Source organism: Kribbella qitaiheensis, from assembly GCF_042657745.1.
Taxonomy (GTDB): Bacteria; Actinomycetota; Actinomycetes; order Propionibacteriales; family Kribbellaceae; genus Kribbella; species Kribbella qitaiheensis.
Window position 1 is genome coordinate 174,276 of the sequence record NZ_JBHSKE010000013.1, and the last position, 15,011, is coordinate 189,286.

At 68.6% G+C, this 15,011-nt stretch carries 9 protein-coding genes; 3 read left to right on the forward strand and 6 right to left on the reverse strand.

The features are described 5' to 3' along the window. Window positions 1–26: 26 nt before the first annotated feature. On the reverse strand, window positions 27–500 hold the full coding sequence (locus ACFPJ1_RS13440) for a DUF7144 family membrane protein (RefSeq protein ID WP_380103924.1): 474 nt from the start codon (window positions 498–500) through the stop codon (window positions 27–29). 165 nt (window positions 501–665) lie between these two features. Here ACFPJ1_RS13440 and ACFPJ1_RS13445 point away from each other — a divergent pair, with 165 nt between their 5' ends. Beyond that, window positions 666–1,226, forward strand: a complete 561-nt coding sequence (locus tag ACFPJ1_RS13445) for a class I SAM-dependent methyltransferase (RefSeq protein ID WP_380103925.1) — start codon at window positions 666–668, stop codon at window positions 1,224–1,226. A 44-nt stretch (window positions 1,227–1,270) separates the two neighbouring features. Here the strand turns inward: ACFPJ1_RS13445 and ACFPJ1_RS13450 are convergent, their stop codons facing one another. After that, on the reverse strand, window positions 1,271–2,023 hold the full coding sequence (locus tag ACFPJ1_RS13450; protein WP_380103926.1) for an FHA domain-containing protein: 753 nt from the start codon (window positions 2,021–2,023) through the stop codon (window positions 1,271–1,273). A 164-nt stretch (window positions 2,024–2,187) separates the two neighbouring features. On the opposite strand from ACFPJ1_RS13450, the gene ACFPJ1_RS13455 reads away from it, so the two are divergent. Together ACFPJ1_RS13455 and ACFPJ1_RS13460 are read left to right on the forward strand one after the other, a co-directional pair. Then, window positions 2,188–5,544 carry a LodA/GoxA family CTQ-dependent oxidase gene (locus ACFPJ1_RS13455; RefSeq protein WP_380103927.1) on the forward strand — a complete coding sequence of 1,119 codons (3,357 nt, stop codon included), beginning with the start codon at window positions 2,188–2,190 and terminating at the stop codon, window positions 5,542–5,544. A 2-nt stretch (window positions 5,545–5,546) separates the two neighbouring features. Further along, window positions 5,547–6,647, forward strand: coding sequence for an NAD(P)/FAD-dependent oxidoreductase (locus ACFPJ1_RS13460; protein ID WP_380103928.1), 1,101 nt, complete (start codon window positions 5,547–5,549; stop codon window positions 6,645–6,647). 11 nt (window positions 6,648–6,658) lie between these two features. On the opposite strand, the gene ACFPJ1_RS13465 is transcribed toward ACFPJ1_RS13460, so the two are convergent. The 4 genes from ACFPJ1_RS13465 to ACFPJ1_RS13480 all read right to left on the reverse strand — a co-directional run bounded on the left by ACFPJ1_RS13465 (window position 6,659) and on the right by ACFPJ1_RS13480 (window position 15,010). Beyond that, on the reverse strand, window positions 6,659–9,028 hold the full coding sequence (locus tag ACFPJ1_RS13465) for an FdhF/YdeP family oxidoreductase (RefSeq protein ID WP_380103929.1): 2,370 nt from the start codon (window positions 9,026–9,028) through the stop codon (window positions 6,659–6,661). A gap of 61 nt (window positions 9,029–9,089) precedes the next feature. Then, a complete protein-coding gene (locus ACFPJ1_RS13470) occupies window positions 9,090–10,283 on the reverse strand; it encodes an acetate/propionate family kinase (RefSeq protein WP_380103930.1) in 1,194 nt (397 codons plus the stop codon). After that, window positions 10,280–12,394 carry a phosphate acetyltransferase gene (gene pta, locus ACFPJ1_RS13475; RefSeq protein WP_380103931.1) on the reverse strand — a complete coding sequence of 705 codons (2,115 nt, stop codon included), beginning with the start codon at window positions 12,392–12,394 and terminating at the stop codon, window positions 10,280–10,282. The genes ACFPJ1_RS13470 and pta overlap by 4 nt, the downstream gene beginning before the upstream one ends. A gap of 36 nt (window positions 12,395–12,430) precedes the next feature. Beyond that, entirely contained in the window at window positions 12,431–15,010 is a 2,580-nt protein-coding gene (locus tag ACFPJ1_RS13480) for a sensor histidine kinase (protein ID WP_380103932.1), read from the reverse strand. Between the last annotated feature and the right edge of the window lies 1 nt (window position 15,011).

A 15,011-nucleotide genomic window follows, 5' to 3' on the forward strand; every position in this document is an offset into this window, starting at 1 on the left:
CGACTGACCTGCCGAACTGTGTCGCCTCAGCGTCCGGCCGCCTCTTTCATGGCCTTCATCTCGTGGCCGTGGACGGTCAGGGCCCAGATCACCAGGATGTCGACCGCGATCATGATGGTCGACCAGATCGGGTAGGCGGCGAGGAACGCGACGTTGACCAGGATGCTGAGGATGGACAGGATGACGCCGACGATCCGGCCCCACATTCTGCCGTTGAGCAGCGCGACCCCACCGACCAGGACCACCAGGCTGAGGAACAGGTGCGTCCAGCCCCAGACGGTGTAGTCGAGGTGGATGGTGAGACCGCTCCTGCCGACCACGTAGTACTCGTCGTCGAACAGGGCGATGAACCCCTGGAAGGCATGGAAGAGGCCCAGGACGATCATCATCACGCCGGCGAACAGGATCCAGCCGACCCAAGGGCTGGTCCAGGGCGTGGGAGTCAGTTCCCCTCCCGTCGAGGCTTGGTGTCTCGCCGTCGGCGGATGCAGGTCCGACATGGTGGTCTCCTCGTCGAGTCACCGAGGCAGCCGCCGTCCAAGCCTCCTCGTGGCCGTCACGCTCTGTCCGATGATCCGCACTGCCGGCACACCTGTCCTCACCCGTAACGGGGGAACCGGTAATTGCGTTGCGTGCGCCGAGAGCGGCTACGTAGCGTGCACGGCGTGGCCGAGGACCCGTACCGCGACGAGCGGCTTGTACAGCTGTACGACCTGGACAATGCCGCCGGCGACGATCACGAGTACTACCGGGCCCTCGCCGACGAGATCGAGGCGAAGAGGATCCTCGACTTCGGCTGCGGTACCGGGCTGCTGACCCGCCCCGAGGTCTATCCGTCGGTGCTCGGCTCGCTGTCCGGCGCGCTGCGGCCCGGCGGAGTGATCAGCTTCGAGAGCCGCAATCCGGCGGCCCGTGCCTGGGAGCAGTGGACGCGCGAAGCGACGTACTCCGAACGCGACACCCCGGCCGGCCACCTCCGAGAGTGGCTGGAGGTCACCGAGTCAGGCCAGGGCCGCGTGGTCTTCGACGCGCACAACGTCTTCCCGGACGGGAGCGACGCCGTCTACACGACCGTCCTGTACTTCCGGACATCCGACGAGATCACCGCTGATCTCGAGGAGGCCGGATTCGGCGACATCGCCGTACACGGCGGCTGGCACGACGAGCCGCCGCTCGACGACTCCCGCCTGCTCGTCTTCCAGGCCACAAAGCTCAGCCGGGGTTGATGTTCTAGCCGTCTGTTGAGGTTGAAGGTCATCTGCCACCCTTCTCAAAGACCTCGGTACTGCGCTGGTGGCGCCGGCAACTCCCGGTCGACCAACTTGCGACGCGATGCCGCGACGAGGTGCAGCACTGTTCCGCTGATCATCAGCAGGATGCCGACAGTGTTGATCACACCACTGACCGCCGCCGTCACGAAGCCGATGGAATCCGAGGGTGGAGCGGACGGATCCATCGGCGCGTCGACGATCAGCTGGAAGAAGCTGTAGCCGCCGGCATAGGCGATCCCCAGCCCGATCACGAAAAGGGCGAGCCCCGTCCAGACCAGCCGGTGTGCCTTGGTCCGCGTTGCCGCGATCTCGTGGAAGAAGCTCTCCCGTACCTGGACGACGTACTGCGAAAGGTCGTCCTGATCCCGCGCGACATCGTTGATCTCGGCCGCCCGCTGGTCCCTGATGTCGTAGCGGACCGCCTGAGGCGTCGACACCTCGCCTTGATACCGGAGCCGAAGACCGGCGAAGGCGAGCGTGTCACCATGATGGAGCTCGCGAGGGCCGGTGATGGCGACATCGTTGACGTATGTGCCACCGCTCGAACCGAGGTCCTCGACATAGTCCAAGCCACCTCGCCGCCAGAGCGCCGCGTGCGTGCGACTCACGTGGACGTCGGCGAACCGCACGTCACAGGTCGGCAGCCGGCCCACCGTCAGGCTGTTCCCGATCAGGCTGATCCGCCGCCCTTGATCCGCGCCCGCGCTCTCCACCACGAGGTACGTCGGTCTCGTTGTCGACGGCTGCGTCATCACGGCTCCCCGAGGCAGTACGAAGGCCCTCGCCGCGGCACTTCCCCAAATTCAGGAAACCACCAGCAATTGACCCCTGCAAGGGGCGTAAACGCCAGGTCGCTGTATTTCCGGTCCGGGTCGGGGGCTCCTCAGGTTAGGGCCCGAAGCCGAGGGAGACGACCATGGCGACGACGTACAAGATCCATCCGGCGATCGGCATCGCGCGGGTCGGCAACAGCCCGGACGAGTTCTTCCTGGCACCGGAGCGGGTCGGGGAGATACCGGATCCGCCGGGCGGCTTCAAGGATTCCCAGTGCCGGATCAAGCGGCAGGCGGCTCGCTTCCGGATCTTCGCCCACCACGATGACGGCAGCGTCGAGGAGATCGACGACGACAGTGCCGACATCGCGTGGACCGTTCACCTGGTCAACGCGAAGGCAGCCCACCCGGACCGCGGCAACAGCGAATCGGCCGGCGACCTCACCATCGATCCCGGCCAGCGCACCCTGACCGGCCCCGACCAGCGTCTGCTCTTCGACAACGGATCCATCCACTTCTCCGGCGAACCGGTGGTCACGGTGCCACTCGGTGAGATCCGCAGCGATGACGCGAACCATCTGCTGGTGCTGGGCGGACACGGGACCGCCGCATCGCCCGCCGGGAACGTGATCGGTAGTTTCTGGGGGAACGAAGGCTGGTACGACGACGTGTCCGACGGCCCGGTGACCGCCTCGATCACGCTCCGGGCGGACAACTCGTCGCCTGCTGTCGAGGGTGCCTGGGTCATCGTCGCGCCGCCGAAGTACGCGCCGCACCAGGACAGCCCGACGACCCTGTACGACCGCGTTCTGCAGAGGATGATCGACCTGGGGCTGCTTCCCGCGCCGACCACGACGTCGTACACGCGCGACGTCTATCCGATCCTGCAACGAGCCCGGGACATGCGTTGGGTCGAGGGGATCTTCGGCGCCCACTCGTGGCCCGACCCCGTCACCTCCCAGCCTCTCGTCGACGCGATCTTCTCGCGACTCCGGCCGTCCGGGGACATGCCCGCGCTGAACGGCGGCGACTCGGTGCTCACGCCCACCCAGTTGGCGCACCTGCAACGCTGGCAGGCGGGCATCTACTCGGCTGACTGGGTCGGCGTACCGGAGCCGGAGAGCGACCTGACTCCCGACGGCCTGGACCGAGCGGCCCTCGAAGCGGGTGTGGGCGGAGCCTTCTTCCCGGGGATCGAAGCCGGCGGGCTCTCCGCCGGTGATCGTCCGATCATCGAGCTCCCGTACGCCGAGGCATTCCGGTTGGCGTCGGGGATCGCCGCAGGAACTCTCAGCCAGGCCATGGCGCTGCCCTGGCAGGCCGACTTCAAGGCGTGCGGCGACAACTGGTGGCCGGTGCCTCGCCCGAACGACGTCATCGCTCAGGACTCCGGCAGCCCGGCCCGCTGGGATCGCGACGTCAACAGCATGGACGACATGGTCGCCTTGTGGCACACCCTCGGCTTCGTCGTACAGCAGGGAGCCGAGCACGTCGAGGTGGAGCATTGCGACGAGGCATCGATCACCCTCCTCACGCCGAGCCTGCGGTTCATCGACGTGCCACAGGGGCCGATGGGCATGGTGCGCGAGGCAGCCCTCGCCATTTCGTTCGAGGTGCTCTCCCCCGGCTCCGCTGTCACTCTCGACTACGCGCCCGGTGGGGCGCCGGCCCATCCGCAACTCCTCGCCGCGAACACCTCGGTGACGGTCGGGCCCACCGCGACCAACGCGGTGGCGACCGCGCGGCTGTGGGTCATCTACCGGACCGGGGTCGCGCCGTCCGCCATCCCGCCTCAGACGTTGACCGTGCGCGAGGCTGCCTCCGGGCAGACCTGGCAGGTGACGGTCGACGGCAACACCGTCGCACGGAAGACGGCGGCGACCGCACTGGTGCTGGACCGCTCCGGCAGCATGAGCGAGGACCGCGGCGACGGGCAGAGCAAGCACGCGTCGCTCCAGCAGGCGGCGAACATCTTCGTCGACCTCATGCTGGAGGGCGACGGCGTCGGCATCGTTCGCTACAACCAGGACGCCCAGCCACTGCAGTCCGTGCTGCCGCTCGGGTCAGGAGGGCTGGGAGACCTCAACCGCGGCGCCACCCACGACGTGATCAACAGCAACGCCCTGGACCCCCAGGGCGCGACCTCCATCGGCGACGGCATCTTCGAAGGCAGGGGGCTGCTCACCGCGGCACCGGCGTTCGACGTCAAGTCTCTGGTCGTGCTCACCGACGGGATCGAGAACAGCCCACGCATGATCTCCGACGTCGCCGGCCAGATCAACGAGCAGACGTACGCCGTGGGTCTCGGCCAGCCGCAGAACATCAGCGTGCCCGCCCTGCAGACGGTGTCCGGCAACAACGGCGGCTTCCTGCTCGTGACGGGCGCGATCAGCGGTGACAACCGGTTCCTGTTGCAGAAGTACTTCCTGCAGGTGCTTGCCGGGATCAGCAATGCAGAGGTGGTCCTCGACCCCGACGGCGAGCTCACTCGGGGCGCGGTACACCGCATCCCGTTCCAGCTCTGCGATGCCGACTCCGGTGTCGAGGTCGTGTTGCTCACGTCCCGGCCCGATGTCGTCGACTTCCGCCTGCAGACGCCCAACGGTTTGCTCATCGAGCCGTGGCGGGCACAGATCGAGCCGGCGATGCGATACGAAACCGGCGCGGGGGTGGCCTACTACCGGATCGCGCTTCCGATCCAGTTGCGGCCCAACCGCTTCGACCAGGCCGGCACCTGGCACGCGCTGCTGACCATTGGCCGACCGCATACCGAACCGACACCGGACGACTCGGACGGGGCCGACCTCTCGATTCTCAGGGGACGCGCCGGCGGCAGGGAACGGCCGGCCCGGCCGCAGCGGCGACCGTTCGAGTTCGAGCGGGCGTTCGCGGTCGCGCAGGAGACGAACCAGCCGACCTCAGTGCCGGAGCCCGCCGCCGACGAGAGCGCAACCGGACGGCGTGGCCTGCCGTACAGCCTGGTGGTGCACTCGTACTCGAACGTTTCTCTCCGGGCGGCCGCAAACCAACGGGGGTACGAGCCAGGCGCCCACGTGGCTGTCAGCGCCACGCTGACCCAGTCGGGTGTGCCTGTAGAGGGAGACCCGTACGTCTGGGCCGAGGTCACCCGCCCGGATCGGTCAGTCGCGACGCTGACGCTCGCCCCGACCGGATCCGGGGAGTTCGCCGGCAGCTTCGGCACCACCGCGCCTGGTGTCTACCAGGTACGGGTTCGCGCCCGGGGCCGCACTCGCTCGGGGCGACCGTTCACCCGGGAACGTACTGTCACCGCGGCGGTCTGGCGTGGCGGGGACGACAGCGGGTCCACCGGTGGTCAGAGCGGCGGCGGCCAGATCGACGATGCGCTTTGCAAGCTGCTGTCCTGCTTGTTGAAGGACGGCGTCTTCGACGAGCGTCTGCTGCGCAAGCTCGGTATCGACCTGGACAAGGCCCGCAAGTGCCTTCAGGACTGCGGATGCGGCCATCAGAAGGAAGACTGATCGTGCCCGCGACGTACGAAGTCATTGTCGTCGGCGGTGGCCCCGCCGGCGCGGCGACGGCTCTGCGGCTGGCATCGACGGGCAGGTCGGTGGCACTGCTGGAACGCAGCCACTTCGACCGCCCCAGAGTCGGCGAGACGCTTGCCCCGGCCGTCCAGCCCCTGCTGCACGACCTGGGTGTCTGGGACCGGTTCTGTGCGCTGCGGTCGCTGCCGTCCTGGGGGACGCGCAGTATCTGGGACGAGCCGGACCCGGCGGAGCACTCGCACCTGGCCAGCGGATACGCCAGCGGTTGGCACGTCGACCGCCGCGCCTTCGACCGGATGCTCGCGGACGCAGCCGCCGAGGCCGGCGCGGACGAATTGCTGGGCAAGACCCTCGTGGACTGCCGCTACGACGGCGCCGCCTGGAACGTGGTCTGCTCCGGCGAGCGCAGGCTGGCCGCGCGGCTGGTGGTCGATGCCACCGGCCGATCTGCTGTCCTCGGCCGGTCACTGGGCGCGCGACGCCTCGCCTTCGACCGGCTCGTCGGGATCACCGCCTACTGGCAGGGAGTGAACGTGACCGACGAGCAGTACCTGCTGGTCGAATCGGCTGCGGACGGCTGGTGGTACACAGCGCCGCTGCCCGGGGATGCCATGGTCGGGATGCTCATGACCGATGCCGACCTGTGCCGGCGCGACGGTCTGACCGGAGCCGAGGCGTGGCACAACCGCCTGCAGGCAACGACCGCCACGGCAGAACGCGTCGGTCCGAGGTCGCCCACATCGGCGCTACGGGTGTACCCGGCCGCCAGCCAGCGCACGATCCGCCGAGACGATGTCCGACCCTGGATCGCGGTCGGCGATGCTGCCCTGTCGGTCGACCCGGTCTCCGGCAGCGGCGTACCGCGAGCCCTGCGGACCGCCGATGCCGCTGCAGAAACGCTGGCGGGCTTACTCGATCGACCCGGCGAGGCCGCGACTCTGATCGCCCGCTACGAGTCAATCCGCGATAGCGAGTGCACCACCTACCTCATCGATCGCGCCCGCTACTACAGCGCCGTACGCCGTTATCCCACGCCGTTCTGGAACCGTCGTCAGAAGCAGCTTGTCGGCAACTGATGCGGCGGGAGTCAGTCGGCCGGCGGGACCTTGCGAGTGGGTGTCACCTCGACGACTAGGTGCTTGGTCACCGGCTGGTCGCTCTGGGTACTGAAGTCGGCGATGCCGCAGAGGACGTTCAGCTCCGGCATGTAGCCGGCCGCGCAGCCGGGTGGGATCTCGTAGCGGACGGCTCGGTAGCCGTGCACCGTGCGCTTCGTGCCGTCCTTCGAGAAACTCGTGATGTCGACCAGGTCGAACTCCTCGAGGCCGCGCTCGCGCAGGTCGTCCTCGTTCATGAACACGACGGTGCGCAGGCCCTTCAGCCCGCGGTACCGGTCGTCGTTCGAGTAAATCGTCGTGTTGAACTGATCGTGCGAACGGACCGTCGCAAGCGTCAGGCGGCCCTCACCCGGATCGACGTCGTCCGGAAGCGGCACAAGGGAGAATTCGACCCGACCCGAGGGAGTCCGGAAGTCACGCTCCCGGGCCGGCTGATGGATGCGGAAGCCGTGCGGGTGGCGGGCACGCGTGTTGAAGTCCTCGAACCCGGGCAGCACCTGCGCCATCGTGTCGCGGATGCGGTCGTAGTCGTCGGCGTAGTTCTGCCACGGCGTGCTGCTCTCCGGCAGCGTGGCCTGGGCCAGTCCGGCGAGGATCGCGCACTCGGAGCGGAGCTGAGGCGAACCGGGTTCCTTCATCCCGTACGAGATGTGCACCATCGACATCGAGTCCTCGACGGTGATCCCCTGGACGCCGCCCGCCTGCATGTCCTGGTCGGTGCGGCCGAGGCAGGGAAGGATCAGCGCCCGCTTGCCGTGCACGATGTGGCTGCGGTTGAGCTTCGTGCTCACCTGCACGGTCAGCTCGCACTTCCGAAGCGCCTCGAACGTGTACCGAAGATCAGGGCTGGCGAGGGCGAAGTTGCCGCCGACTGCGACGAAGATCTTCACGTCGCCGCTCTGCATCGCCTCGATCGTCCCCACCGTGCCGAGACCCGCTTCGCGCGGCGGGTCGATCCCGCACACGTCGGCGAGCCGATCGAGGAACGCCTGATCCGGACGGTTGTTGATCCCGCAGGTGCGGTTGCCCTGCACGTTGCTGTGCCCACGGACAGGACATGGTCCCGCGCCCGGCCGGCCGAGGTTGCCGCGCAGGAGCAGCAGGTTGACGATCTCGCGCACCGTGTCGACGCCGTGCTCGTGCTGCGTGAGGCCGAGGCACCACGCGATGATGACGCGCTCCGTGGCCAGGTACGAGTCGGCGAGCCTGCGGATCCCGGCCTCGTCCACACCGGCATCGCGAACCAGGTCCGCCCAGGCGGTGGCCTCGACCAGCGCGCGGTACTCGTCGATGCCGTGGGTGTACTGCTCGATGAACTCGTGGTCGAGAACGTCCGGATTCTGCTCGGCCGCCTCGAAGACGGCCTTGGCGACGCCGCGCAGCAGGGCGAGGTCGCCGCCGATCCGCACCTGCACGTTCATCGTTCCGGTGGCGGTCGCGTGGAAGGTCGCCATGTGGGCGAACTCGTGCGGGATGATCGTCCGCCGGGAGCCGGCCTCGATCAGCGGGTTGATGTGGACGAGCTGGGCGCCGCGCCGGTCGGCCTCGGCCAGCCAGGTCAGCATCCGCGGCGCGTTCGTCGCGGCGTTGTCGGCCATCAGCCAGATCGCGTCCGCGATCTCCCAGTCGTGCAGGTCGACGGTGCCCTTGCCGCTCCCGATCGCCGCGGTCAGCGCCCGGCCGCTCGCCTCGTGGCACATGTTCGAGCAGTCCGGGAGATTGTTCGTGCCGAACTCGCGCACCCAGAGCTGGTATAGGAACGTGGCCTCGTTGCTGAGCCGCCCGGAGGTGTAGAACGACGCCTGATCGGGAGTATCCAACCCACGGAGGGTTCCGCCGACCAGCGCGAAGGCGTCCTCCCAGGAGATCGGCTCGTACTTGTCGGTCGCCGGGTTGTAACTCATCGGCTCCGCGAGCCGCCCCACCGCCTCGAGGTCGTAGTCGCTCCACTCGACCAGCTCGGTGACGGTGTGACCGGCGAAGAACTCGCGGTCGACCTTCGCGGGAGCGAGCTCCCAAGTGGCGTGCTTGACCCCGTTCTCACAGATGTCGAGGTGGAGCCCGTGCGGATCGTCCGGCCACGCGCAGCCCGGACAGTCGAAGCCGCCGTCCTCCTGGTTCATCACGAACAGCGCCCGGAAGCCCTCTACCGGCTCCCCCGCCCGCTCGAGCACCCTCCCGACGCTGCGTGCCGCACCCCACCCCGCCGCAGGATGGTGGTACTCGTGGCGCGAGTAGTCACCGCCAGGCGCGGGCCCGCGCCCGAGTGCAGGCTCCCCCGGTACCGCGCCAAGCATCCGCTGCTCCGCGTCCTGCCTGTCGTGAGATGGCGATGCCATGGCTCCTCCGTCCGCCCGGCCCCAGGTACTAGTACTAGCAAGGCTTTCCCGGATCGAGTCGTCAAGGGCGGATGACGCTGAGTGCCTCGCGGGCGATCTGCCATTCCTCGTTGGTGGGGATGACCAGGACGGCCACCGGACTGTCGTCGGTGGAGACGATGCGGCCCTTGTCCGAGGCGGCGGTGTTGCGTTCCCGGTCGAGCTGGATGCCGAGGCGGTCGAGGCCCTCGAGTGAGGCGGCGCGCACCTCCGCGGCGTTCTGGCCTACTCCCGCGGTGAAGACGATGGCGTCCACGGTGCCCAGTACGGCGTAGTACGCCCCGACGTACTTCCTGATCCGGTGGCAGTAGACGTCGAAGGCCAACTGCGCCCGGTCGTCGCCGGCGGCCCGCCGCTTCGCCAGCTCCCGGAAGTCGTTGTCGCCGCTCAGGCCCTTCAACCCGGACTCGTAGTTGAGCAGCCGGTCGATCTTGTCCAGCGGCAGGCCGAGCTCGCGGACCAGGTGCCCGTGGATCGCCGGGTCGAGGTCGCCGGACCGCGTTCCCATCACCAGCCCCTCGAGCGGGGTCATCCCCATCGACGTGTCCACTGACCGCCCGCCTTGTACCGCGGTCGCGGAACACCCGTTGCCCAGGTGGAGCACGATGAGGTTTACGTCCACCGGATCACACTCGAGCAGGCGTGCGGCCTCGCCGGAGACGAACGCGTGCGAAGTGCCGTGGAAGCCGTACCGCCGGATCCCGTGGTCTTTCAGCCACTCGTGGGGAACCGCATATGTGTAGGCCTTCGGTTCGAGGGTCTGGTGAAAGGCCGTGTCGAACACTGCCACCTGCGGCAGGTCGGGGAACAGACGGCGTGCCACCCGCATGCCCTCGAGGTTGGCCGGGTTGTGGAGCGGGGCCAGCGGTACGAGTTCGGTGACCTTCGCGATCAGTTCGTCGTCGACAAGGACCGGGTCGGCGAACCAGGATCCGCCGTGCACGACTCGGTGGCCCACGGCAACGATGTCGAGCTCGTCGAGGGAAGGGCCCTGCGTCTCGAAGGCGTTGATCGCCGCCTTCAGGGCATCCTCGTGGGACGAGATCGACAGCGCGGTACTGGTCTCGCCGTTCGGTCCGCGGTGCAGCTGGTGGCCTTGCGACTCACCGATGCGCTCGATGAGACCGACCGCGGCAGCCTCCCCGGACGCGGCGTCGACCAGGCTGTACTTCAGGGACGAGGATCCCGCGTTGATGACCAGCACGTGATCGCTCACCGGTCGGTCCTCTCGGTGCTCTCCGCGGCTATCGCAGATTCCTGTTGAGCCTGGATGGCCGTGATCGCGACCGTGTTGATGATGTCCCGCACCGTGGCGCCGCGGGAGAGGTCGTTCACGGGTTTCTGGAGACCTTGGAGCACTGGCCCGACAGCGACCGCGTTCGCCGATCGCTGCACAGCCTTGTAGGTGTTGTTGCCGGTATTGAGGTCGGGAAAGATGAACACCGTCGCCCGGCCGGCCACCTGCGAACCAGGCAGCTTCGTCTTCGCCACCGCGGCGTCGATCGCGGCGTCGTACTGAATGGGCCCCTCCACCAGCAACTCGGGCGCGCGCTCCCTGATGATCCCGGTTGCCTTGGACACCTTCTCCACGTCGGTGCCCGTGCCGGAGGCACCGGTCGAGTACGACAGCATCGCGACCCGCGGCTCGATCCCGAAAGCCGCAGCGGTCGCGGCCGAGGAGATCGCGATGTCGGCGAGTTGCTCGGCGGTCGGGTCGGGATTCACCGCGCAGTCGCCGTACACGAGGACCTGGTTCTCCAGGCACATGAAGAACACCGACGACACCACGGACACCCCGGGCAGCGTCTTGACCACCTCGAGAGCCGGCCGGATCGTGTGCGCGGTGGTGTGGACGGCACCCGACACCATCCCGTCGGCGAGCCCGAGCTTTACCATCATCGTGCCGAAGTAGGACCCGTCCCTGACCACGTCGCGGGCCCGGTCGAGGTCGACGCCACGGTGCTGACGGAGCCGGTGGTACTCCTGGGCGAACCGCTCCCGCAGTACCTCGTCGTCGTCCGGGCTGACGATCCGCGCCGCCGAGATGTCCACACCGAGGGCGGCGGCCTTGGCGCTGATCGCGATCGGATCCCCCATCAGGGTCAACTGCGCGACGCCGCGGCGCAGGAGCGCGTCGGCCGCCCGCAGGATCCGCTCCTCCTCACCCTCGGGCAGGACGATGTGCTTCAGGTCGGCCATCGCCTCGTCGACCACCTGATGCTCGAACATGAGCGGGGTCACCGCGCTGCTCCGCGCCACCGCGAGCCGATCCAGCAACGCGGCGCCGTCGACGTACCGATCGAACAGCGCGAGCGCCCGGTCCACCTTGCGCGGAGAGTCCTTGGTGACTCGGCCTCGTACCGCGGTCAGGGCGGTGGAGGCCGCGTGCGTGCCCAGGTCGGTCTCGATGATGGGCAGGGTGACGCCGACGCCCTCGATCAGCCGCCGAACCTGTTCCGGCAGCGCGAAACCACCGTTGAGGAAGATCGCCGAGACCTGCGGGAAGTTCTGCGAGGCATGCGCCATCAGCACACCGACGACCACCTCAGGGCGGTCCGCCGCGGTGACCACGGCCGCCCCTTCGAACAGCCGGTCGAGCACATTGGGCATGGTCATGGCGGCTATCACCATCCCGCTGACTTCACGGGACAGCAACTGCGGGTCACCGCTGAGCAGCTGCCCGGCAACCGCTGGCATGAGGTCCGCGACCGAGGGTGCGCTGAGCAGTGGCTCCTCGGGGATGGCGTACGCCGGGACGCCCGCGCCGGCCAGTACGGCGATGGTCGGGGCAAGCTGATCCTCGTCGACACGGTTGGCGATCACCGCGAACAACGAGCCGTGGTTGGCCGCCAGCTCGGCAGTGGCCAGCTCGGTCAACGTGCGCAGCTCCTCCGGAGTACGGCCGGAACCGTTCAGCACGAGCAGCACGGGCGCACCCAGATTGGCGGCGATCCTCGCGTTGTAGGCGAACTCCGTCGGCGTGCCCACGTCCGTGTAGTCACTGCCCAGAATGAGCACCGGGTCACCCCTGTCGGCCACGTCGCGGTAGCGCTGCACGATGCGGTCCAGCGCGGCATCGGGATCCCGGTGCACCTCGTCGTAGGTGACTCCGACACTTTCCTCGTAAGACAGCGGGACGGCGTCGTGGGAGGTGAGGAGATCGAGCACGTAGTCGCGCCCCCCGTACAGAGCCGTGTCCGGCCGCACGATAGGCCGGAACACAGCTACCCGCTCGACCCGCCGCGACAACTGCTCCAGTACCCCCAGAGCCACAGTGGACTTCCCGGTGTAACCCTCCACCGACGCGATGTACACGCTGCTACCCATGGACGAACCCTAACCAGTCGCACACTCGCATCGGTGTCAGTAGCGCTCCCCCGTTTCTGGCTCGGCGCGCTCACGGCTGCCCGGTACCGGGGTGTCGTCCGGGCTGCTGGGCGCCGCCGGGATCGAGACGACCATGGTGAGACCTCCGCCAGGCGTTTCCTCCGGCTCCAAGGTGCCGTGCATCGCCTCGGCGAGGCCGCGCGCCAGTGCCAGGCCGAGTCCGGCGCCGGCGGTGTTGTCGGTGTCCCCGAGCCGCTGGAAGGGCGCGAAGATCCGGTCCCGTTCAGCGGCCGGGATACCCGGACCGCGATCGATGACGCGGATCTCGACGACCTCCCCCAGCGCGCTGCCGGTCACCAGTGGCGGGCGGCCAGGAGGCGAGTAGCGCAGCGCATTGGCCAGCAGATTCGCGAGCACGCGCTCCAGCAGGACCGGATCCGCTGCCACCAGCGGAAGCGTGGGCGGAATGTCCACCGTCGCCTTGGCGCCATCGTCACCGAGTCCGGCCATCACGACCGGCACGATCTCGTCGAGTGCCACCGACCGCGTGAACACTGGGAGCACTCCGGCCTGCAGGCGGCTCAGGTCGAGCAGGTCGTCGACCAGGCGGGCCAGGCGGTCGAGCGACTCGTCGGCCGTCGCGAGCAACTCGTCCTGCTCGTCATCGGTCCAGTCGACGTCGGAACTGCGGAGGCTGGTGACAGCTGCCTTGGCGGACGCCAGCGGTGACCGAAGGTCGTGGCCGACGGCGCGCAGCAACGCCGTACGAAGCTTGTCCGCCTCCGCGAGCGGCTTGGCCTCCGCGGCCGCCTCACTCAGCCGCGCCCGATCCACCAGGGCGGCCGCCTGCGCAGCGAAGGCGCCGACCAGTCGACGCTCGTCGGCTGCCAGCGAGCGACCTTGCAGCACCAGGACCAGGTCCTCGCGGCCCGGGATCTCGGCGTCGCCATCCTCCGGGCGGCGGCAGGTCGGAGTACCGGCCGAAGCGAGCGGGCGCCAGGTCTCCACCAGTTCGTCGGTGTCGATGCGTTCCATCAGACAGGCGCTGGTCATCCCGAACGCCTCCCGGACCCGCTCCAGCAGCGCAGGCAGGGCCGTCTCGCCACGCAGCACCGTGCCGGCCAACGTGGCCAGGGTCTCCGACTCGGCCGCCGATCTCGCCGCCTGCCGGGTCCTGCGGGCGGCCCGGTCGACCACCGAGCTGACCAAGGCAGCCACCAGCACGAAGATCGCCAGTGCCAGCACGTCGTTGGCGTCGGCGATACTGAAGGTACCGGTCGGCGGGGTGAAGAAGTAGTTCAGCACCAGCGAGCCTGCTACTGCCGTGAGCAAGGCGGGCCAGAGCCCTCCGACGAGCGCCACGACGACCACGCCGAGCAGGAACACCAGTACGTTGCTGGTCAGGTTCAGCGTGTCGCCGCCGAGTCCGAGCAGCAGCGCCAGCAGCGGCGGCAGCGCGAGCGCGAGTACCAACCCGTAAGCCTGCCGCGGGCGCGAGAGGCTTCCGCGCAGTCGCGGCAACCGGCCCCGACCCATCTCCGAGTGGGTGACGATATGGACGTCGATGTCGCCGGACTCGCGGATCGCGCTCGCCCCGATGCCCGGCCCGAACAGCGAGGAGAACCAGGACCGGCGGCTGCCGCCGAGCACCAACTGCGTCGCGTTCTCCGCGCGGGCGAACGACAACAGCGCGGCCGGGACGTCATCGCCCACCACTTGGTGGTAGGTACCACCGAGGCTCTCGACCAACCGACGTTGCAGGGCGAGCCGGCCCGGATCCGCCCCGGTCAGGCCGTCCGAGCGGGTGACGTGAACGGCGAGCAGGTCGCCGCCGGACGAGCGGGCGGCGATGCGGGCGGCACGCCGGATCAGGGTCTCACCTTCGGGTCCGCCGGTGAGCGCCACCACAACCCGCTCGCGCGCCTCCCAGGTGGAGTCGATCTCGTGCTGAGAACGGTACTGCTGCAACCCCACGTCAACGCGGTCCGCCAGCCACAACAGCGCGAGTTCCCGCAGAGCCGCCAGGTTGCCGACCCGGAAGTAGTTGCCCAGGGCAGCATCGACCTTGTCCGCCGCGTAGACGTTGCCGTGCGCCATCCGCCGGCGCAGCGCCTCCGGGGCCATGTCGACCAGCTCGATCTGGTCCGCCGCCCGGACCACCCGGTCCGGCACCGTCTCGCGCTGCGGCACGCCGGTGATCTTCTCGACCACGTCGTTGATCGACTCGAGGTGCTGGATGTTCACCGTGGAGATCACGTTGATACCCGCGCTGAGCAGTTCGTCGATGTCCTGCCAGCGCTTCTCGTTCCGGCTGCCCGGCACGTTGGTGTGCGCGAGCTCGTCGATCAGCGCCACCTCGGGCCGCCGGGCCAGCAGCGCATCCAGATCCATCTCGGTGAAACTCGCACCGCGGTAGTCCAGGATGTGCCGCGGCACGACTTCCAATTCATCCAGCAGCGCGGCGGTGTGTGACCGGCCGTGGGTTTCCACGAAACCGACCACCACGTCCGTACCGCGCTCCCGCCGCCGCTGCCCCTCCTCCAGCATCTTGTAGGTCTTGCCCACGCCAGGTGCGGCGCCGAGGTAGATCCTCAGATGCCCGCGACCGCTGCTCATA